Origin of the sequence: Flavobacterium sp. Arc3, assembly GCF_041431375.1 — a bacterium.
In the GTDB taxonomy this organism is placed as follows: Bacteria; Bacteroidota; Bacteroidia; order Flavobacteriales; family Flavobacteriaceae; genus Flavobacterium.
In genome coordinates, this window is the sequence record NZ_JASMRI010000002.1 from 148,612 (window position 1) to 171,009 (window position 22,398).

The following is a 22,398-nucleotide window of genomic DNA, read 5'->3' on the forward strand; positions in this document are numbered from 1 at the left end:
TCGCGTTAAACTTTAGAGTTGGTATTCGGATGTTTATGGCGGTTAGGCTATTTTTCACTGAGGAATATAGTTAAAAAAAGTGCCTCAAGAAATGAATCTTGAGGCACTGTAATATATAGGTGAAAAATGAATTAAGCTACTGCTTCTTTTATTCTTTTTAGAGCTTCTATCAAGATGTCTTCGCTTGTTGCGTAAGAGAAACGGATACAGTTTGGATTTCCAAAAGCATCACCAGTTACAGTTGCTACATTTGCTTCTCCCAAAAGATACATAGAAAAATCGTTAGCATCTTTAATTAAGGTTCCTCTTAATGTTTTTCCGAAGAAAGAAGATACATCAGGAAATACATAAAATGCACCTTCTGGAACGTTGATTTTCATTCCTGGAATTTCTTTGATTAATCCTACTACTAAATCTCTGCGGCTGTGGAAAGCTTGAACCATTTCGTTCAACACAGATGGATCAGCATCTACAGCAGTAATAGTAGCACGTTGTGCAATACTATTAGCGCCAGAAGTTACTTGACCTTGGATTTTAGTACATGCTTTAGCAATAAATTCAGGTCCTCCAATATAACCAATTCTCCATCCTGTCATTGCAAATGCTTTTGCAACTCCGTTTACGGTAACTGTTTTTTCTAACATTCCTGGGATAGATGCAATACTGCAAAAAGTTCCCGAGAAGTTGATGTGCTCATAGATTTCATCTGCAACCACAATTATGTTAGGATAATTTTCTAATACTTTAGCTAATGCTGTTAATTCTTCTCTATTGTAAACAGAACCACTTGGATTACAAGGAGAACTGAACCACATCATTTTTGTTTTTGGTGTGATAGCTGCTTCTAGCTGAGCTGGAGTGATTTTAAAGTCGCTTTCAATAGAAGTAGGTACTTCAACTGGAACTCCTCCAGATAATTTTACGATTTCGAAATAAGAAACCCAGTATGGTGCTGGTAAAATAACTTCGTCACCATCGTTTAACATTACTTGTGCAATGTTGTATAAAGATTGTTTTGCTCCTGTAGAAACTACAATTTGAGAAGGTTTGTAATCTAAATCATTGTCTCTTTTGAATTTTCGGCAAATTGCTTCTTTCAATTCAGCATATCCGTCTACTGGAGAATAAGTACTGTAATTTTCGTCAATCGCTTTTTTAGCTGCTTCTTTGATAAAGTCAGGAGTATTGAAATCTGGTTCTCCTAAACTTAAACTGATAATGTCTTTTCCTTGTGCTTTTAGTTCTCGCGCTAATGCTGCCATTGCTAATGTTTGTGATGTAGCAAGGTTGTTAATTCTGTCTGAAAGTAAATGATTCATTAAAAAAGTGTTGATTGCCCTAACTTGTTAATAGAAAATGAGGGTGGTTAATTATTTATTTGATTCTATCGAGATGCGCTGTAAAGCATCATCTATACAATGTGTGTTCTTACATTGCTGGTTTCATTCCTAAATCTTTCAAATGTTTGAAATGAGCAATAACGGCACTTCGCATTGTTTTGTATTCGTAATATGGCAAATTGCATTCTGCTGCAGTTTCCTTAACGATTTTTGCAATATTACCATAATGAATATGGCTGATATTTGGAAAAATATGATGTTCAATTTGGTGATTCAAACCACCAGTATACCAGTTTACTATTTTGTTTTTTGGAGCAAAATTAGTCGTGGTAAATAATTGGTGAATTGCCCAAGTGTTGCCCATTTCTCCTAATTCGTTTGGAGAAGGATTATCTGTTTCTTCGACAACGTGTGCCAATTGAAATACGACACTCAAAATTAATCCAGCAGTATAGTGCATGATAAAGAAACCAATTAATACTTTCCACCAAGCAATTCCAATAACGATAGGTAATACAATCCAGATAGAAACGTAAATCACTTTTGTGATAATCAAAGTTGTCCAAAGTGTTTTTGGGCTCTTGGCTTCACCGTATGATAATTTTCTTTTTAGGTAGGTTCTCATTTGCTTAAAATCGGTTGTAATTGCCCAATTGAAAGTTAATAAACCATATAAAAAGACAGAGTAGTATTGTTGAAAGCGATGGAAAGAATGCCATTTTGCATCTTTTGTAAATCGTATAATTCGTCCAGCATCCAGATCTTCATCATGGCCAGGGATATTAGTATAGGTATGGTGCAATACATTGTGTTGAACCTGCCAGTTGTGTACATTTCCGGCAAGAATGTAAATGGTACCACCCATGAATTTATTGACCCAGTTTTTGTTAGAATAGGAACCATGATTTCCATCATGCATTACATTCATCCCAACTCCAGCCATACCTATGCCCATAACGATTGTTAATAGTAGGTGTGCCCAGAAAGGCATATCAAGAGTTAATATTAAAAAGTAAGGCGCAAGAAAAACGGTTATCAGGATAATAGTTTTTAAATGGAGTTTCCAGTTCCCCGTTTTTTTGATATTATTTTCCTTGAAGTAATTGTTAACCCGTGAGTTAAGCGTTCTAAAGAACTTTAATTTATCTTGCTTCGCAAATGTAGGAGGTGTTTTGATCATATCAATAATGTAATAAGTTGTAAAGATAATTATTATAAATTTTAACTATGCCAAATTGAGTTAAATATTTAAGAGTTAAAAACTGTACTTTTGTTAAAAAATTTGAACGATGGACGAGATTCTTAAGTATTTTCCTAATTTAACTGATATCCAAAAGGAGCAATTCGAAAAGTTAGACTTTTTATACCACGATTGGAACGAAAAAATAAATGTTATTTCGAGAAAAGATATTGACGCTTTATATACAAAGCATATTTTGCATTCTTTGGGGATTGCCAAAATTATAGATTTTGTACCAGGTACTTATGTCCTTGACGTGGGAACTGGTGGTGGATTTCCTGGAATTCCATTAGCGATTCTTTTTCCGGAAACACGTTTTCATCTGATTGACATAATAGCAAAGAAAATCAAAGTAGTTCAGGCTGTTGTTGATGCATTAGGACTTGAAAATGTTAAGGCAGAACAATTAAGAGCAGAATTAGTTAAAGGTGATTTTGACTTCATCGTGAGTCGCGCCGTGACTAATATGCCGGATTTTGTTTCTTGGATAAAAGACAAAGTAAAAAAGAAAAGCAAGCACGAGTTGAGAAATGGTATTCTCTATCTAAAAGGCGGAGATTTGAAGGAAGAGTTGAAAGACTTTCCAAAAGCAACACAATACGATTTGGCTGATTTCTTCGAAGATGAATTCTTTGAGACAAAGAAGGTGGTTCACGTACCTTTGAAGTTTACGAGTTAGGAAATTCGAATTCCTATTTATAGAAAAACCCACAAAATCTCAAACGAATTTGAGTCTTGTGGGTTTTTATTTATGTTGTACTTCGTAAATAAAACTTGGTACTAAAAAAACTATTCTCCCAAAAATGGGTATCTGTAATCTACTGGAGTTACAAAAGTTTCTTTTATTGTTCTAGGAGAAGCCCAACGCAATAAGTTCAATGGAGAACCTGCTTTGTCATTCGTTCCTGAAGCTCTTGCTCCACCAAATGGCTGTTGTCCTACGACAGCACCTGTTGGTTTGTCATTGATATAGAAGTTACCAGCAGCATTTTGTAATTTTACAGTCGCTACTTCAATAGCATAACGATCTTGGCTAAAAACAGCTCCTGTTAATGCATATTCAGATGTAGTATCTACTAATTCTAATGTTTCTTCCCATTTAGCATCTTCGTAAACGAAAATAGTCATTACTGGTCCGAATAATTCAGTTGCCATTGTAGAGTAATGAGGGTTTGTTGTAACGATAACTGTTGGCTCAATAAAGTACCCTACTGATTTGTCGTAGTTTCCTCCAACGATGATTTCAGCGTCAGTATCTTTTTTAGCTTGGTCAATAAAACTAGCCAATTTATCAAATGAACCTTCGTGAATTACTGCAGTAATGAAATTACTAAAATCTTCAGGAGAACCCATTTTCATTGATTTTACATCAGCGATAATTTGTTCTTTTACTGCTGGCCATATACTTTTTGGTACATAAGATCTAGAAGCTGCTGAACATTTTTGTCCTTGGAATTCAAAAGCTCCACGAACAATTCCTGTAGAAACTTGTTTTGGGTTCGCACTTGAATGCGCTATTATGAAATCTTTTCCACCTGTTTCACCTACGATTCTTGGGTAGGTTTTGTAGTGGCGGATGTTAGCTCCGATTTTTGCCCAGATATCTTTGAATACGTTAGTTGAACCGGTGAAATGCAATCCTGCAAAATCACGACTTGCCAAAACCGTATCGGTGATCATTTCAGGGTCTCCGAAAACCACATTAATAACTCCATCAGGAACACCTGCTTCTTTGAATACTTCAATAATGATTTGTGCTGAGAATACTTGACTGTCGCTTGGTTTCCAAACAACAACGTTACCCATTATTGCAGCACTTGCTGGAAGATTACCGGCAATCGCTGTAAAGTTAAATGGTGTAATTGCATATACAAATCCCTCAAGAGGTCTGTATTCTAGACGGTTCCACATATCTGAAGTAGATGTTGGTTGGTCTCCGTATATTTGAGTCATGAATTCTACGTTGAAACGTAAAAAGTCAATAAGCTCACATGAAGCATCAATTTCTGCCTGATGAACATTTTTAGACTGCGCAATCATTGTTGCAGCATTGATTCTAGCTCTGTATGGTCCAGCAATAAGTTCAGCTGCTTTTAAGAAAATAGCTGCGCGTTGTTCCCAAGCCATATTTGCCCAAGCTGTTCTTGATTCTAATGCATTTGCAATAGCTTTCTCAACATGAGATTTTTCAGCAAGGTGATATGTTCCTACGATATGTTTATGGTCGTGAGGAGCCGACATGTTTTTAGTATTTCCAGTTCTAATTTCTTCGGCTCCGATATATAAAGGAACGTCGATTTTAGAATTCCACATTTTAGTATAAGCTGCTTGAACGGCTGCTTTTTCAGGTGAATTTGGTGCATACCCTTTTACTGGTTCGTTTACCGCTTTTGGTACGTGAAAAAATCCTTTTAGCATGATATTGTAATTTGATAACCTGTTAGTTTACAGGTAAGATTAGACAATTGAACAAATAAATTATTCAAAAAGTTGCGAATAATTTATTTCATAGCAAAAGTACAAAGGATAAATTAAAAATATGATAAATAAACTATAAGAAAGTGAAATATATTCAGAAGAGTAAAGATCAGTTCAATGCAAACGGCGCACATAATTTAAATGTGGGGATAAAAACCTTGAAGTTTTTTGTACTCGTAAAGTTGATCATGTTGAAATAACCTTTCATAGCACCGTATGGAGAGCCTAATAAACATCCAGAACTGTAAGTATGAAGTTCGCCAGGTTTTAGAACGGGTTTTTTTCCAATAATTCCTTCGCCATCAACAATTTCAATATTGTTTAAAGAATCATAAATTTCCCAATGACGAGAAGTTAGTTGAACAGAATCTTTGCTATGGTTCTCTATTGTTACTTGGTAACTAAAGGCAAAATGGATCTTATAGTTCTTGAAGTACGTGCCTTCAAAACTAGTCAATACTGAAATTTTTATGCCTCTTGTTATTTGAGATACCATTATGGAATAGTAGTTAAGTGTTTAATAGATAACAAATTTACAAAATTTTGATTTTGTATTGAGGCTTTTCTAACTATTTTTTTAATTGATGATGTTTAGGGAGTTAGCGTTTCCTTTTCCAACTACCCTATCATAACGATCTGTGTTTTTACGATAATAGACTAGAATTGTATAATCATTTTCTGTTTGGTAAAAATTACCGTCTATTGCATTTTTATTATCGATGGCTCCTTTACGGTCGACAATCACATATTCAAAATTTGTAAATCCTTGTTTTATCAAAAGGGCTTTTTCGTATATTCCTTTTTTTGGATTGTAGTCCATCTTGAATTCAGGAGTCAGGCTATAATTGTTAAACATCCCGTTAATATAGATTGCGTTGTCGTTGTTAAAAGTGGGAGCAGAGAGGCTGAAATAAACCCAAGCATAATCTGCTTCAATCTTACTATTATTAGTCGCATTTAAATTGCGAACGACAAAATTTCCATTAATATCTTCGTAGACGGTATAAGGAAAATTTGCACGTGCGTTATTTGTGTATAAATAGGAACTGTAGATATCAGTCGTTGCATCAACACGTGCGACGTTATTATTGGCGGCTCTAATATCTTTGTTTTCAAAATACAAAAATTCGTTACCGGCCCAATACTGAGTCTCAGTATCGTATTTATAGATTAAATCATTCCCAATGGTATATTGCGGTTGAATATTTTTCATTGCACTATCGAATTTCCCGTTTTGTAGTAAAACTACTTTCACATTTTTTAAAGGATTTTGAAAAGCGAGCGTATTCGATTTTATGGAAAATTCTAGGTTGTGCTTGTATTCTAAATTGCTTACCGTTCTTGCTCGTTTTACCTGCAAGGGAACTGTTACCAAATCTTCATACAAAATAAACTTTCGTGTAAACACAATCTCTTTATCATTATTTAAAACTTTCAGAATGTAATTTCCACTAATACGCAACTGCTGCGTAAACTGATTTGGGATAGATAATGTATAGTGGGAATAAATCTGTAAGGTGTTAAACGAGTTGGTGTAATTTTGAATCCTTTGGTTGTCAAAACCCTGTAGGTATTCGTTTTTAGGAATTTCTGATGGTTTCCAGTTATAGTCGCAGTGAATTATTTCGTAATAATAATCTGCTTCATTTCCATATAAATCATCAAATTGTAATTGGAATCCGCTGCCTAATTCAAATATAGGAACAACATTTTCATTGTTCTGAATAAAGGAAACGGTCTTGATGTTAAATGGCGGGGCGATTTCATTTTCTACTTGTGCAGTAGCTGAAGTAATGATGAAAAGCAGTACTATTTTTTGAAAAAAGGAATTAAGCATAATTATTAAATTGCTGAAATGTAAATATAACGAATTAAGTTATACCATAATTATGCCAGTTATTTACCGCGTTTTAAGTGTGTTATTTAAAACACACAGGAATGATTTCACCTTTTGCTAAACAATATTTTTCCACGAGTTCTGGAGCAATTTTATTTGTATAATCTTCTTCAATTACTTTAAATCCAATGCTTCTTAGTTTGTCAAAATAATCACGACCATAAATACGAACATGATCATACTGTCCAAATATCTTAGCGCGTTCTTTTTGATCGGTTATTGTGTCGTCAGAAAAAGTTACTGCTCTAGATAAATCTTGTGGAATTTGCAAAATCGCCATTCCGCCAGGTTTCAATACACGATACAATTCTTGCATTGCTTTCGTATCGTCTGGGATATGTTCTAAAACATGATTACACAAAATTACGTCATACTGATTGTCTTCAAATGGTAAATCGCATATATCTGCTTTTACATCTGCCAGAGGAGAGAATAAATCAGTAGTCGTATAATCCAGATTTTTCTGGTTTCTAAATAACTTATAAAATGCTTGTTCAGGTGCAAAGTGAAGTACTTTCTTTTTTACATTAGAAGTAAAAAAATCTGATTCTTCATTAAGAAATAACCAAAGTAAACGATGTCTTTCTAAAGAAAGTGTGCTTGGTGATAGTACATTGTTCCTTTGTGTTCCGTAGCCATAAGGCAAGAACGATTTAAAACTTTTTCCGTCTATAGGATCGGTAAATTTATCCCCTTTTAAAGCTAAAGCCAAAACAGGTCTGGCTACATAACTTAAACGAATAAGCAATGGGCGAGGGATGGTATTGAGTATTAATTTAAACACATATTTCACAGATGCTCACAGATTAATTTATAAAATAATTCTTTTGTATTTTAGATTTTTCTTTTCACAAATAACTAGCAATCCAATTTTGTTTTTAGAGGCTACAAGTTAGTTTTGAGTTTACTTTATTGAAAAATCGGTGTTCTAAATAATTATAACACTAATGGTACTTTTCTAAATTCGTCCTCTTCCGTACTCACAATTCCTAATGCTTGATATACATAAGCAAATGTGGATAATATTTCTGGTTTACCGTCAATAAGAGCAACGTCATGCTCAAAATGGGCACTTGGTTTATTATCGGCTGTGGTTATTGTCCAACCGTCTTTGTGCTGTTTAATGTTTTTTGTTCCTAGGTTGATCATTGGCTCAATTGCTACAACCATACCTTCTACAAAAAGTTTTCCACGACCACGTTTTCCGTAATTAGGCATTTCTGGATCTTCGTGCATTTTTTGCCCAAGACCGTGTCCGACTAATTCACGAACTACTCCGTATCCGTGTGATTCAGTATATTTCTGGATGGCATTACCAACATCTTCTACGCGATTTCCAGCTTTGAATTCGCGGATACCTACGTACAATGATTCTTTAGTAACTTGTAATAGCTTTTTAGTTTCTGGATCTACTTCCCCTATTTCAAATGAATAAGCATGATCTCCATGGTATCCATTTTTATAAGCGCCACAGTCTACTGATATGACATCCCCACTTTTAAGAGGCGTATTGTTTGGGATTCCGTGTACAACTTGTGCATTCGGACTCATACATAATGAGTTTGGGAAGCCATATAAACCTAGGAAACTAGGGACAGCACCATGGTCACGAATGAATTCTTCTGCTAATTTATCTAAATGTAATGTGGTAACTCCTTCTTTAATTTCAGAAGCAATCATTCCTAATGTTTTCGATACTATTAAAGCACTTTCGCGCATTAATTCTATTTCTTCGCGGGATTTAACTATGATCATACTTTGTTATTTTCAGTTTGCAAAAGTACGATTTTAAAATTGTTTAATCAGGATTGGCCATGATTTTAAAAAGTTCCGAATTAGAAACATAAAATCGATTCTCTAAAGTTATTTGAGCAAGCTGCGCACTGACCAAATTATTCTCGCGAGTATTGATTAAAAACAGAGAGCTTTCGCCAATAGAGAACAAACGTTCTTCGGCATTTAGCATGGTGCTATTGTCTTTAACCAAGGCCTTAATTAATGTTTTTTGTTTCAAAAGAGATTCGATTTCAAATTTTTGAGCATTGATTTTATTGCTTAACTGCACTTTCTCTAAATTTAAAACGAACTCAGTTTCTTGTATTTTGTAGTTGGCTAACTTCAAACTTCCGCGCTCTTTTCTTAAAAATAAAGGAAAATAAAAATCCAATCCAATTTTGTAATCTTGAAATTGATAGTTGTCGATATAACTTGGTTCAGATAAATAAGTGTAACCAATATCGATTTTAGGTAATAGCATATTCGCTTTTAATTTCTTTTCAATAGTTAAAATATCAATTTTAGAAGTAAGGGCATTTATTTTTGGATGATTAGCAATGTCAAAATCTTGATTTACTAAATCATTTGTTTTTAAAGTTTCCTGAATGGTAAATTCCAATTGGGTTTCTGGAATTAGGTCATCCGAAAGTTCTAGTGGAATATTGTTTTCTAACCAAAGGAAATTAGATAACTCAAGTTTAGCTTTGTTTAATTTAAGTGTAGCGTCTTCTAAACTAAGCAATCTGTTTCTGATAATTATTCCTGCTTCTACGCTGTCAATTGCAGGTTTGTCGCCGTATTTAATCAAGGATTGAATTCCTTTATATCTAATTTCGGCATTTACTTTATAACTTTCGTACAGTTTTACTTCATTGTTGGCTTTTTTCCAATTAAAATAGGATAGGGAAGCATCATATAAAACGGCAATGGCCTGTAGTTTTCGCTCCGCCTGACTCAGTTGAATTTGTATTTTAGCTTTCCTTACATCAGCCATTCTTTGGTTGATAAGCAAACCCTGTCCCAATGGAACACTTATTCCTAGTGATGTCAATCCTTTATTAGGAACCGTGTTTTCAGGGTTTAGATAAATCCCTTCATTGTTGTCAAAACCTGCTTTAATTTCGATTCCGTACCAAGTGGGGATTTTAAAGCTACTGTTTAAAATTGAGTAATACTCCTTATCTTTAAATTGTTTTTTATTAAAATCAACGTCTATTTTAGGGTCAAAGCCACCGCGAGCCATCATCAGGTTAGCCTGGGCTTTACTAATTTCTAGATTTGCATTTTTTACCAGCGGATGGTATTTTTTTACATATCCCAAATATTCGTTATAGGTGAATTCGTTTGCCTCTTTTTGTTGTCCAAAGACAGCAAATCCTAAGAATAGAAAAACGAGAATTAGGTGCTTCATTATTTCTTTGCTTTAGTTTCAGTGGTTGCTTTTTTGTAATAATTCGGAGGAAATCCGTTTAAGGTTCTCCATATTTCAAACCATATAGGAACAGTATCTAATAGTGCAATTGTTTCTGCTCCTGAACCTATGCTAAGTTGTTTTGGCCATTTAGCTTCGTTTTTATCTGGAGCAATCAGTACTCTGTATTTTCCATTGTCACTTATGAAATTTTCAATAGCCACTATTTCTCCTCCAAAAGTACCATAAGACATATCCGGCCAGCCTGAAAAGACTATCGTTGGCCAACCGTCAAACCAAACTCTTACTTTCGCTCCTCTGCTGATCAAAGGCAGATCTATAGGATTTACATACGTTTCTACCGCGATATCATATACGGCGGGCATAATTGTTACAATAGGAGTCCCTTCTTTTATAGTCTCGCCAATTCCAGACTGCAAAGCCCTGTTGATATAGCCGCTTTGTGCCGCTTTTATGTAATACATTCCATTTCTAATGCTATAATTTGCATATTGATTTTCAAGTTTACTTACTTGTGCTTGGGTGTCGTATTGATTACTTAAGGCTGTGTATTGGTCACTTTCTGCTTTTGCAACCTTCTCTGCATATTCCGCATTAATTCTATTAGTTTCAACTTTAGAGTTGATATATTCGTTTTTACTACTAAGAAGTTTGTTTTCTTGCGTTATAATCTTTGCATCTACTTCTTGAAGCTTTAATCTTTTTTCTTCTACATCAGTCATTGGCTTTAAACCTTCTGTATTTAGTTGTAACGATCTGTTGTATTGTGTGTTTGCAATTTTCAAATGTGTTTTCACAGCGACTAAGTCCATACTATCACTTTTTATTTTAAGAAGCGACTGTAGGATTTTATTTTGTGCTTGTTCTAGTTTTAATTTTTTTTCAATTTCAATAGATTGAATTTGGTTCGAAAGTGTAGTTACTTTCGAGCCATAAGATTGTAAAGACAGTTTTTTCGCGTTTACTTGGTTCTGAGTGTTTTCAACAAGATTTGGATCCATATAATCTTCTTTGATTTCAGATATGTACAAAATTGTGTCTCCTTTGTTGACAAAATCACCTTCTTGAACATACCATTTCTCGATGCGTCCTGATATCACACTTTGTATGGATTGCGGTCTTTGATTAGGCTTTAAAGTAGTAACTGCACCAGAGCCAGATATATTTTGTGTCCAAGGCAAGAAAAGCGCAGCAAGCCCAATTACAGCAATTAGAACAATTATTCTGTTTAAGATTTTATAATGCGCCTTATTACTCAAATTCTGGATTGTTTTATAATGATCCAGAGATTGAAGCTTAGGTTTGTTGTTATCAGATATATTAAGCATTTTTCTATTTTTTAGTATCTAAAAGGACTTTACCACCTTGCATCGTAATGTTACGGTTGCATTTAGTATTCCAATACGGATTTTTGGATGAAACAATTATGGTCCAGTTGTTCTTATCAGATGTTATGAAATCAATGATTTCATTAGCGACGTTCTCGTCCATTGCATCTGTCGGATCTTCGTAAAAGAGAATTTTTGGTTTGTGTATAATACTCCTTGCTAAAAGTATTTTTTGAGCATTTGACGAAGACAATTGTCGGCCTTCAGGAAATACTTTAGTATTTAACCCTTCGGGCAACGTTTTAATCAAGGAAGTTAACTGGACACCATCTATGGCCCATTTTAAATCTTCTTGACTTACATTTTTATCGTTAAAAGCAATATTCTCAATTATTGTTCCTTCAAAGGGTGTTTCTCCTTTAATAATACTCCCTATTTGAGAACGATATTGTTTCAAATCAATTTTCTGAAAGGTATCGTCATTTATAAAAAAGGAACCAGATGTAGGTTGCATTAAACCGGATAACACACGCATTAAAGTTGTTTTGCCTGATTCATTTTCTCCATCAAGGAATATTTTTTCACCTTGCTCGATTTTTAATGAAATTGCCTTAAGGATCGTCTGTTTTGAATCTGGAAAATTAAATCGCAAGTTGTCTGTTTCGAGGATGATTTCCGTGAAGCAATTCAAAATGTCACTTTTTGATTCTTCTTCTAAATCCATGTCGGTGATTTGTCCAATTTTTTCGACAGAAGTTAAAACATCATAAAAAGTTTCTAGTCCAATAATTATTTTTTCGACGGAGTTTATAACTAATAAAATAATGATTTCAGCAGCAACAAATTGTCCAATATTCATTTGCTGGCTGAGTACTAAATAGCCACCAACCGATAATAAGCCTGCAGTAATAATAATTTTGAAAAAGATTAACTGAGTAAATTGTCTCTTGATGACGTTAAAATGATTTTCCCTATACTTCAAATAAGTAGCGACTAGTTCGTCATTTTTTTCTAATGCATACGCGAAGTTGAGTTCGTTTCTAAAACTATAGTTGTTACGTGCTATTTCTTGAAGCCAACTTGCTACTTTGTATTTATATTTGGATTCCTTTAGGCTAGTTTCTAAGCCAGGATGGTAGGAAAATTTAAAAATGAAATACAAAAGGAAAAATAAAAGCAGTCCGAATATAATAAAAAACGGATGGTACAAGGATAAAAGGATTATTCCGAAAACAATTTGTAGTAATGCTGCCGAAAAATCTAACAATAATTTTGAAGTCCCTTTTTGAATGGTTAAGGTGTCAAAAAAGCGGTTAGCTAATTCAGGTGGGTAATTGCCATATAATTCTTCAAATTTTATTTTGGGTAATCGTGCCGCAAACTCAAATGAAGAACGAACAAATATTTTTTGTTGTAGATTTTCAGTAATTCTCAATTGCATTAATGAAAGCAGGCCTACTAAAGCCACTCCAAAAACAACAAGAATAACCAGTACGATCCATGATACACTGACTCTTCCTGATTGAATAAAATTTATAATTGCTTGAATTCCTAGGGGTAATGATAAACTTACTAGTCCCGCAATTATAGCATAGAAGAATAATTGGGAGACATCTTTCTTATCGAGTTCTAATAAGTTATAAAGTCGTTTTAAAGGAGTCATGGTCTATTTGTTTGTTAGTAAAGTTGAAAGAAGGTTAATATAGAAATCAGTTGGACTAATTTCATCATTGCAATTCGTAATCGTTTTCAAATGATCTCTTAAAAAATGCTGATGAAGTGCTCCTTCAATTATGGAGGAAGCAAGACTTCTGGCGTATAGATATTTAGGATTTACTTCATTAATTATTTCAACTAATCGATTAATTACTCTTTTGTAAATTAAAAAAAAACCTTCTTTGTTTTCTTCATCAACCTCCTTAGTATGGAGTGTTTTTGTGAATTCAGCTATGATTATTTTATTTAAAACTGATTCGTTGATGTGTTCTGTAGCCAAGTCATCTTCAATTTTCTCTGTTACTACAGTAATCGCTTTTTTTAGTTTTTCAAATGAGTCGTCAATGTTACTCGTGGCAAAAAACAGCTTGTACTCAATCCAACTCCAATACCATGAAGAAAGATACAACAATAATTTATGTTTGTTTTCAAAGTAGCGATAGATTGAACTTTCGTTAGAGTTGATTTTTGCACCTAATTTTTTGAAAGTAAAATTATCAAAACCTATATCTTCAATTAAAAGGATGCTTTCTTTTATAATTTTTTTTCCTAGTGCTGAGGTTTCAGGATCTTTGACGTAGATTTTTTCATTGATCTGAATTTTAATAGTAGAAAATATCGCTTTCATATTTAAATGTAATTTATGCAAAGCTAATAGTAATACTATTAAAAACAAATATTTTTCTGTTTTTTATTAAAAAAATAAAGGCTATTCAATTTGAATAGCCTTTAGAAAGAGGTTGCTATAAGGATGTCTTAAAGCAAAGAATGCTGAGTCATCACTGCGGGCTTTTCGATTCCCATTAAATCTAAAATAGTTGGAGCTATATCACCTAGAACCCCATTGTGAATTTCTTTCAATTCTTTGTCCACTAAAATAATAGGGACAGGATTTGTGGTATGTGCTGTATTTGGACTTCCATCAGGATTAATCATCGTTTCACAGTTTCCATGATCTGCGATTACAATCGTGGTATAATCATGGGCTAATGCCGTTGTGATTACTTTTTCGACACACTTGTCAACTGCTTCACATGCTTTTATCGCTGCGTCCATCATTCCAGTATGACCTACCATGTCACCATTGGCAAAATTAAGGCATACAAAATCAACATCTCCTTTTTCAAGTTCTGGAACTAAGGCATCAGTTAATTCAAATGCGCTCATCTCTGGTTGCAAATCGTAAGTAGCGACTTTTGGAGAGTTTTTCAAAATTCTTTTTTCACCTCTAAATGGAATTTCTCTACCACCTGAGAAGAAAAAAGTAACGTGAGGATATTTCTCTGTTTCAGCAATTCTAATTTGGCTTTTATTGGCTTTTTCTAAAACCTCGCCTAAGGTTTCTGTTATGTTGTCTTTATTATAAACAACTTTTACATTATTATAAGATTCATCATAATTAGTCAGAGTTACATAATACAAATTCAATTTGTGCATGTTCTCTTCATGAAGATCTTGTTGAGAAAGAGCTTCTGTCAATTCTCTTCCTCTGTCAGTTCTGAAATTGAAGAAAATAACAACATCATCATCTTCAATAGTCGCTAGTGGTTTGTCATTTACATCAGTCATTACAATGGGATGGATGAATTCATCTGTTACATTGTTTTCATAACTTTCTTCGATACTCGCCACTGCGTTTTGTGAAGGATTTCCTTGACCGTTTACCAATAAGTCGTAGGCTAATTTTACTCTTTCCCAGCGCTTATCACGATCCATTGCGTAATATCTACCAATTATGGAAGCTATTTTTACAGAAGTGTTTGCGATATAATTTTCAAGATCCTGAATGTATTTTTTTCCAGATTTCGGGTCAACGTCACGACCATCAGTGAAAGCATGAACAAAAACCTCTTTTAATCCATAATCTTGGGTTGCATCAATCAGGCCTCTTAAATGGGAGGTATGAGAATGAACTCCTCCATCTGAAACTAATCCTAAAAAATGTACTTTTTTATGATTGTCTTTGGCATATTGAAAGGCATCTTTAAGTACTTGCTCTTTCGCTAGTGTTTTATTAGCTACAGCCAAATTTATTTTTGCTAGATCCTGATAAACTATTCGTCCTGCACCAAGATTCATGTGTCCTACTTCACTATTTCCCATTTGTCCTTCAGGTAAACCTACATTTAAACCGTCGGTTCTAAGCTGGGCGCTTGGGTAGTTTTTATAAAGACTATTTATAAATGGAATGCTGGCATTGTCGATTGCAGATACTTTAGGGTCAGGGGATTTTCCCCAACCATCTAATATCATAAGAATTACTTTTTTATTCATTATAATTAATTTTAAACAAAGATAAAGTATTTCTAAAATCTTAGAAGGGAACGAAATCACTATTATGCATTCGGGAAAGAACGTGCCTAAATAATGTTAATTTTGTTACGGAATGCGTCTTTTTTTAAAATTAACGCACCTTAGATTTTGTTTTTTAAGCTATTATAATCAATGAAATATTTTACACTTATAGAAAAGGTATGATTCAAGGCATCGTTGTTTAATAAATTTGTGATATTTTTCCGGAAGTCTTTATTGATTTCTCTATCAAAATCAGCAGCGTTATTTCTATACAAAACAGAAACTTGGCTTCCAGGAGCAAACCACCAAGAATAAGAAAGATCAAAATTCCAGGAGTAGAAACTAGAGTCTTTATTGGTATTGTAATTTTGATAATCCTCTAGTCTGCCATCTTGTTTTAGATATAGGAAATTCTTATTCTCGGCATAAGACCAATATTGGCGCACAGCCACATTAAAATTCATTTTGCTACTTATGGAGTATTTTCCAGAAAGACTATTGCCATAGGTAATCACATTTCTATTGGCAAAAATAATAGTCTCCGGAGTGGAGTTATTTGTATCTCCATCTACGCTGTCAACATAGCCTTTATTGTTGTTTTTTCTCAAGAATTCAAAATTATAAACTAACGAGAACTTGTCGTTAAAACGGTACCTTGGACCTAATGTGAATTCATAAGTTCTTCTTTTGGTTTCATTAAAAACAGAATAGCTAGGATTGAAATCAAATGCAAATTTATTATTGTAGTTTGTAGAGATGTAAAGCCAGGCATCATAACTTTCAGGCAGAATTACATACCTGTTCTCTGCTCTTGCTTCATAAAAATCATAGGATTCAACAGGAGCTATGTTAACACCAAATCCTACGTAGTGATTTTTTTTAGTGTCAAGGTTTAGATTGACATTAATGTTGTTTCCTTGAATTTTCCCGGTTTCCTTATGAAATTGGGTGTACATATTATAGTTTATCCTAAAAGTGTTAAACAGTTTTGTGGGGTTTAAAATTCTGTAATTAACGTTCCCGTAAACACTATAGTAGTTTGTTTCAAAGTTGATTCCCAAATCATTATTATCGAAATCCTTTGTGACTAAATCAGCTCCAACACTATATCTGTACTGGCCGCTGGTTTCACCAAAATTTAGAGAGGTGTAAACTCCTTTTTTATCCACGATGTCATTCACATAACTGTATTTAAAGTTTCCTGAAAGATTATAAGTGTTCTTCATCGTGTTTAGATCCCAAACTAAAGCTGATACATTTGCATCACGAAAACTACCGTTTCTAGTGACATTGGTGTTGATAAAGGAAACGGCAGAGTTTCTGCGAAAGCGTTGGTCTAATACAAGTACGTTATAATTTGATAGAGGTTCTACTTCTTGTCTTCTTGTTTCTTGCGTGTCTGTATTTTCAATTTTGGCAAATGTTCTTTTTGTTACTGCATTTAAAATTCCTATACCCAGTCCGTCTTTTGTTCGGCCCGATACTTTCAAAGCATTGATTAAATCTACACCAGCAGGGTTATCAATAACCGTCTCATTTTCTGCAGTTGTTGGGTGAGTACTGGGTCTGCCTCCAATTCTTCTGGAATAGACTAAATCTCCTTTGCTAAATAAGTCGGTACCTTCTGTAAAAAACGGTCTGTTTTCGTTAAATTGCTGTTCAAATGGACCTAGATTTAATATCTGATCATCATATTTGGTTTGGCCAAAATCAGGAATCAGTATAGCGTCAAGTGTAAACGCATCGTTAATGCCATACTTTATGTCTAGGCCTCCTTTTAAGGTCCCCACCGTTTTTTGATGTCCGTTACCATTAACGTAAAAGGAGGAGTAGGGTAAAAGAAATAAACGGGTAGGGGGTTTAATATTTTCGATACCTTCAAGAATTCCGTTTTGTTGCGTCGAGTTTGCGATTTTTGAGTCGATGAAATTCCAGGTGTATTTTTGACGGTCTCTTTTTACTTCTCTAAAAAAGTTAAGTCCCCAAGTTTGTTTTTGTTCTCCAGAAAAGCGTAGCGCAGCATAAGGAATTCTCATTTCAACGACCCAGCCAAAGTCAGTAATAAGCGCTTTGCTTTTCCATATTGCGTCCCATGAGTAGTCTTCCCCGTTAGTATTAGTCGTAATGCAATCAGCCTGCCCATCGGCAGCGTTGACAAAAAATTGAAAATCTTGCTGTCCGTCATTAAAAGCGTTTATAAAGACGCCAAAAAGATCTGAAACTCCAAAACTGTCTCGTTGGGAAATCTCTTTCCTGATTTTATCTGGTTCGTCATCATATAATAATGCGGCAACATAAATAGCATCATTATCATAAAGCACTTTTACAATTGTTTTTTTATTTTCTGCAATTGGTTTGCCGTTATCAGGCTGGAACATGATGAAATCTGTAGCTTCTGGAGTAGATTGCCAGATGCTTTCGTCCAGTTTCCCGTCAATAGTTATGTTATCAGTTGTGAATTTAGTTTGTAATATTTTTTTTTGGCTGTAGCCAAAGGAATAGGTCAAAATAAATAATATCAAAAAAAGGTACTTCATAAAACAATCTATAGATGAAACGAAATTAATCTAGAGCCATTTTTTATAAGTTTAGTATATTAGAAAAAAACAGAAATTAAAAAGGCTTCAGATAATAGACAAGTTTCAAAACAGATTGTTACACTTTTGTTGTAGAAATTTTAAAATTTATGTTTTATTCGATTGTAATCAATGAAATAACGAACACTTACAGATAGTATATTGGTCATGTTGCTATCAAAAACAGTTTTAAGATTTCTGTTTAATCTCTTTTCAACAGTACTACTTCCTTCTTGAGCGTAGTTACGGTATAAGATGGATAATTCACTTCCCGGTGCAAACCACCAAGAGTAAGAAAAATCAAGATTCCAAGAGTTGAAATTTCTATTTCTATTTAGGATGTACGTACTGTTTTCGGATAAGCTTCCATTGTCTTGTAAAGTATAGAAGTCTTTGTTTTCTGAGTATGACCAGTAGTAACGAGCAGTTAGATTAAGTGTCATCTTGTTGTTGATGGAATATTTACCAGTCAAGTCGTTTTGTAAAATTTCTCTATTCCTTTTACCAATTATAATATCAGATTTTTCAAAACCAACCCAGCCCAAGTCATTTATTTTGTGTGTATAATCTGCTACAAGATAAATTGAAAACTTGTCGTTAACTCTATACTTTGGCCCAATTGCTATTCCGTAAATATATCTTCCTTCTTGGTCGTACTTTGTGAAACTTTGAGTAAAATCAAAAGTAAAAGCGTTGTTGCGATTAAATTCTACGCCTAAATACTCGCCTATGCTTTTTGGTAAATGTAAATAACGACCATCAACTCTAGGTTCATAAAAGTCATATGCTTCAAATGGCTTAATGTCTAACCCAAATTCATAATAGTGATTGCGCTTTGTAGTTGCTTTAATTGTTGGTTTGTATAAACCTTCTTGAAGTTTTCCAGTAGTGTTGTCGTACGTCACACTAAACTCATTAAAAAACTTGAAGGTGTTGAAACTTTTTGTGGGATTTAATATTCTGTAACTTATATTGCTGTATAGATTGTAGAAATTAGTGTAATAATTAATTCCTAGGTCATTGTTGTCGTAACTTTTTGAGGTATATCTCCCTGAGAAGGAATATCGGTACTGTCCGCTTGTTTTAGCAAAATTTAGAGATGATTTAAATCCATTGTAATCTTCGATGGTATTGATGGTGCTATATTTAAAATCACCATATAAGTTATAAGAATTTGCTTTGGTACTTAAGTCAAATAATAAAGCAGAAACATTTGCATCTCTAAAACTTCCATTGCGTGTTGTATTAGTATTAACAAATGAAACAGACGAATTTTGATTAAAACGCTGGTCTAATACTATGACGTTATAATTAGTCAGTGGTTCAATTACTTCTTTTCGCTTTTGTTCAGTAGCGGTATTTTCGATTGTTGCGTATGTTTTTTCTGTAACAGCATTGAGGAAACCTATACCTAAGCCTTTCTCTGTTCTTCCAGATACTTTTACGGCATTTATTAAATCTACAGAGCTGGAGTAGTTTGTAACTTCTTCGTCTGCTGCTACATTTGGGTAGGAGCTTGGTTCTCCACCAATTCTTCGGGAATAAAATATATTTCCAATGTTGAATAAGTTAGTTCCTTCCGTAAAAAAAGGTCGGTTTTCTTCTAGTTGTTGTTCGAAAGGTTCCAGATTTAGTATGGCATTGTCAAATTTAGTCTGACCAAAGTCAGGTATTAAAATGGCATCTAACGTAAAAGAGTCGTTGATACCATATTTGATGTCAAGCCCAGCTTTAAAAGTTCTGTCGGCTGTAAAATCATCCTCCTGATAATAAGCGGAGACATAAGGGATAAAGAATAGTCGTATTGGAGGTTTGATATTTTCGATTCCCTCGAGCGTTCCTGCTTGAGTAATCACAGCTCCAATTTTAGTATCGACGCGATTCCACGTGTATTTTTGGACATCGCGTTTTATTTCACGCATAAAGTTCAGTCCCCAAGTTTGTTTTGGTGTATTAGTAAAGCGTAAAGCGGCATAAGGGATTTTCATTTCAACGACCCATCCAAAATCGGTGATAGTCGCTTTGCTTTCCCAGATAGCATCCCAAGAAAAATCTTCACTTGCTTCTGTAGCTAAACAATCCATTTGAACATTCGCTGCACTGACATAGAATTTAAAATCTTGCTGCCCATCATTAAAGCCATTTATAGAAACAGAAAAGTGATCTGATACACCAAATACATCCCGATTTGTTATTTCTTTCTGAATTTTATTAGGTTCGTTATCGTATAAAATTGCCGAAATATAAATCGCTTCGTTGTCATATAAAACCTTTACTTCAGTCTTCTTATTCTCACTGATAGGTTTGCCGTTGTCAGGCTCAAACATAATGAAATCAGTAGCGATGTTTGTGTCTGTTATCCATGCCTGTTCATTAGATTTTCCGTCAATAAGTATGGTTTCAGTAGTGGCTTTTGCAAAAAGAGTCTTTTTCTGACAATATGTGTTTAAGCTAAATAAAATGAAAAAAAGTATAATAAAAGAATAGAACTTTGGCATGAATTATGATTTGGTTAAAACAAAAGTAATGAAATTAACATAACTATCAAGTTCTGTGATATATTTTTAAATGTCAGAATAGTACTTAAAAATGGTTAAAGATTCCTTAAATAAAAGTTTTGGTTGTCTTGCTTAATTAATTTTAATACTTTTGTAATCCTTAATCTATCATTTAACACAATTAAAATCAATGATTTATAAAATATTCCCTGCTCTGTTTCTAATGGTCGTTTCTATTTCTGCCAGTAATTTATTTTTCTCTGAGGTTAAAACTGAAAAGAAGACAGAAATTGCTAAAGTTAGATACGTTACTTCCGAAAGTACTGAAGAAGTTGTTTACAACAGCTTAAACTCGAACCAATTTGCTTTACCAAAATTAAAAAGCTTTACAGAAGCCCTTAAAGGGTTCTACTTATTAAAAGAAAAAGGATTAGTTAGTAAGAACATACTAACCCTTATTGATTTTAGTATGTCGTCTAACTCTAAAAGACTTTGGGTAATTGATCTTACGACTAATACAATTTTATACAACTCTTTAGTTGCTCATGGAAGAAATACCGGAGATGAATTTGCTACTAGCTTTTCAAATTCAGCTCAATCTTTCAAAAGTAGTCTGGGATTCTATGCCACAGGTGAAATATATAGTGGTAAGCACGGAAAATCACTTAGATTGGATGGCTTAGAAAAAGGAATTAACAATAATGCAAGAGAAAGAGCGGTTGTTATTCATGGTGCAGATTACGTTTCTAATTCTTTTATACATAATAACAAGCGGCTAGGAAGAAGTTTGGGTTGTCCTGCGCTACCAATGAATCTATCCAGCGAGATAATACAAACGATAAAAGATAAATCGTGTTTGTTTATTTATTACCCATCAGACAGTTATAAAATAGCTTCTAAGTTGGTTTCGTAAATTTATTAAGATTGAAAAAAAGACGCCGTTTGTAGTTTTACAAACGGCGTCTTTTTTTTGTGCGAGAATTTGGCTAGAGTCGCTATTAACTCCCTGTGTTTTTTAAATAGATAGCTTGCTGTAAAATAAGCTTTCCTTGATTGCTTTTTTAGACAAGTCGATGTCTTTTCTAGTACTTTATATATTTATTGGAATTTCTTTTTCTTGCTAAAACGACTATTATTCGAGTCTGGGGTTCGATGTTTTGTTCAATTAATATGTGGGATGTAATGTAAAATGAGAGGGTACCACTTAACTTTTTGTTTGATACCAAGTCAAAAACAGAGTTCGTTTCTATATTATCAGCATTAAATAGAGGGCTAATGGTGATTATGCCAAGTAAGGGGACAGCTTATTGGGTTAAACAGCTCGTTCTAAATGGTACTTTTATAAGAATACGCATAGTGTTGAGAAAAAATAAAATTTGTAACATTTTAATTTTAAAACGGTTATAATTAAAGTGTGTTTTTTTTGTGAAATTTTCATCAAAAAACTTGTTTTAAAGCTAACTTATTATCTATATTTGCACCACAGTAATGCGAAAGTAGCTCAGTTGGTAGAGCTCCAGCCTTCCAAGCTGGTTGTCGCGAGTTCGAGCCTCGTCTTTCGCTCTTCAAAGCCGAAACTTAATTGTTTCGGCTTTTTTATTACTAATGTTGAATTGTTTTTTAACCTTTAGAAGAGGTTTGAAATAGTGTATTGCTCATTCTTGATTTTAATAAATGAAAGTGTTTTTATTTTTTTATAAAAAAACTTGCGTTGGTTTGAATTAGTTTGTATATTTGCACCCTGTTAATGCGAAAGTAGCTCAGTTGGTAGAGCTCCAGCCTTCCAAGCTGGTTGTCGCGAGTTCGAGCCTCGTCTTTCGCT

At 33.9% G+C, this 22,398-nt stretch carries 16 protein-coding genes and 2 tRNA genes; 4 read left to right on the forward strand and 14 right to left on the reverse strand.

Going from position 1 to position 22,398, the window contains the following annotated elements:
• Window positions 1-131: 131 nt before the first annotated feature.
• Together QO200_RS02235 and QO200_RS02240 are read right to left on the reverse strand one after the other, a co-directional pair.
• Window positions 132-1,319 (reverse strand): pyridoxal phosphate-dependent aminotransferase, encoded by a 1,188-nt coding sequence (locus QO200_RS02235; protein ID WP_371535801.1) that lies wholly within the window; start codon window positions 1,317-1,319, stop codon window positions 132-134.
• Between the two features lie 109 nt (window positions 1,320-1,428).
• Window positions 1,429-2,520, reverse strand: coding sequence for a fatty acid desaturase (locus QO200_RS02240; protein ID WP_371535803.1), 1,092 nt, complete (start codon window positions 2,518-2,520; stop codon window positions 1,429-1,431).
• Between the two features lie 109 nt (window positions 2,521-2,629).
• Here QO200_RS02240 and rsmG point away from each other — a divergent pair, with 109 nt between their 5' ends.
• On the forward strand, window positions 2,630-3,259 hold the full coding sequence (gene rsmG, locus QO200_RS02245) for a 16S rRNA (guanine(527)-N(7))-methyltransferase RsmG (protein WP_371535806.1): 630 nt from the start codon (window positions 2,630-2,632) through the stop codon (window positions 3,257-3,259).
• Window positions 3,260-3,369: 110 nt separating this feature from the next.
• Here rsmG and pruA read toward each other — a convergent pair whose 3' ends face one another.
• From pruA to QO200_RS02305, 12 genes are all read right to left on the reverse strand, one after another.
• Window positions 3,370-4,998 carry an L-glutamate gamma-semialdehyde dehydrogenase gene (gene pruA / locus QO200_RS02250; RefSeq protein ID WP_371535808.1) on the reverse strand — a complete coding sequence of 543 codons (1,629 nt, stop codon included), beginning with the start codon at window positions 4,996-4,998 and terminating at the stop codon, window positions 3,370-3,372.
• A gap of 169 nt (window positions 4,999-5,167) precedes the next feature.
• Window positions 5,168-5,554, reverse strand: coding sequence for a Co2+/Mg2+ efflux protein ApaG (gene apaG / locus QO200_RS02255; protein ID WP_371535811.1), 387 nt, complete (start codon window positions 5,552-5,554; stop codon window positions 5,168-5,170).
• An 81-nt stretch (window positions 5,555-5,635) separates the two neighbouring features.
• On the reverse strand, window positions 5,636-6,895 hold the full coding sequence (locus QO200_RS02260) for a DUF5103 domain-containing protein (protein ID WP_371535814.1): 1,260 nt from the start codon (window positions 6,893-6,895) through the stop codon (window positions 5,636-5,638).
• An 82-nt stretch (window positions 6,896-6,977) separates the two neighbouring features.
• Window positions 6,978-7,748 carry a class I SAM-dependent methyltransferase gene (locus tag QO200_RS02265; RefSeq protein WP_371535816.1) on the reverse strand — a complete coding sequence of 257 codons (771 nt, stop codon included), beginning with the start codon at window positions 7,746-7,748 and terminating at the stop codon, window positions 6,978-6,980.
• Between the two features lie 143 nt (window positions 7,749-7,891).
• The gene (map, locus tag QO200_RS02270) at window positions 7,892-8,710 is read right to left on the reverse strand and encodes a type I methionyl aminopeptidase (RefSeq protein WP_371535818.1); all 819 of its coding nucleotides are present in this window, start codon (window positions 8,708-8,710) and stop codon (window positions 7,892-7,894) included.
• 43 nt (window positions 8,711-8,753) lie between these two features.
• The gene (locus QO200_RS02275) at window positions 8,754-10,142 is read right to left on the reverse strand and encodes a TolC family protein (RefSeq protein WP_371535821.1); all 1,389 of its coding nucleotides are present in this window, start codon (window positions 10,140-10,142) and stop codon (window positions 8,754-8,756) included.
• Window positions 10,142-11,491 (reverse strand): HlyD family secretion protein, encoded by a 1,350-nt coding sequence (locus QO200_RS02280; protein ID WP_371535823.1) that lies wholly within the window; start codon window positions 11,489-11,491, stop codon window positions 10,142-10,144. The genes QO200_RS02275 and QO200_RS02280 overlap by 1 nt, the downstream gene beginning before the upstream one ends.
• 4 nt (window positions 11,492-11,495) lie before the next feature.
• The gene (locus tag QO200_RS02285; protein ID WP_371535825.1) at window positions 11,496-13,154 is read right to left on the reverse strand and encodes a peptidase domain-containing ABC transporter; all 1,659 of its coding nucleotides are present in this window, start codon (window positions 13,152-13,154) and stop codon (window positions 11,496-11,498) included.
• A 3-nt stretch (window positions 13,155-13,157) separates the two neighbouring features.
• Window positions 13,158-13,835: a TetR/AcrR family transcriptional regulator gene (locus tag QO200_RS02290; RefSeq protein ID WP_371535827.1), complete on the reverse strand. Its 678-nt coding sequence runs from the start codon at window positions 13,833-13,835 to the stop codon at window positions 13,158-13,160.
• Window positions 13,836-13,963: 128 nt separating this feature from the next.
• Window positions 13,964-15,481: a 2,3-bisphosphoglycerate-independent phosphoglycerate mutase gene (gpmI, locus tag QO200_RS02295; RefSeq protein ID WP_371535828.1), complete on the reverse strand. Its 1,518-nt coding sequence runs from the start codon at window positions 15,479-15,481 to the stop codon at window positions 13,964-13,966.
• A gap of 140 nt (window positions 15,482-15,621) precedes the next feature.
• Window positions 15,622-18,039, reverse strand: a complete 2,418-nt coding sequence (locus QO200_RS02300) for a DUF5916 domain-containing protein (protein WP_371535830.1) — start codon at window positions 18,037-18,039, stop codon at window positions 15,622-15,624.
• Window positions 18,040-18,179: 140 nt separating this feature from the next.
• Window positions 18,180-20,576, reverse strand: coding sequence for a DUF5916 domain-containing protein (locus QO200_RS02305; protein WP_371535833.1), 2,397 nt, complete (start codon window positions 20,574-20,576; stop codon window positions 18,180-18,182).
• Window positions 20,577-20,766: 190 nt separating this feature from the next.
• On the opposite strand from QO200_RS02305, the gene QO200_RS02310 reads away from it, so the two are divergent.
• The 3 genes from QO200_RS02310 to QO200_RS02320 all read left to right on the forward strand — a co-directional run bounded on the left by QO200_RS02310 (window position 20,767) and on the right by QO200_RS02320 (window position 22,398).
• Window positions 20,767-21,489: a murein L,D-transpeptidase catalytic domain family protein gene (locus QO200_RS02310; RefSeq protein WP_371535836.1), complete on the forward strand. Its 723-nt coding sequence runs from the start codon at window positions 20,767-20,769 to the stop codon at window positions 21,487-21,489.
• Window positions 21,490-22,066: 577 nt separating this feature from the next.
• Window positions 22,067-22,139, forward strand: a tRNA-Gly gene (locus tag QO200_RS02315).
• Between the two features lie 186 nt (window positions 22,140-22,325).
• A tRNA-Gly gene (locus QO200_RS02320) sits at window positions 22,326-22,398 on the forward strand.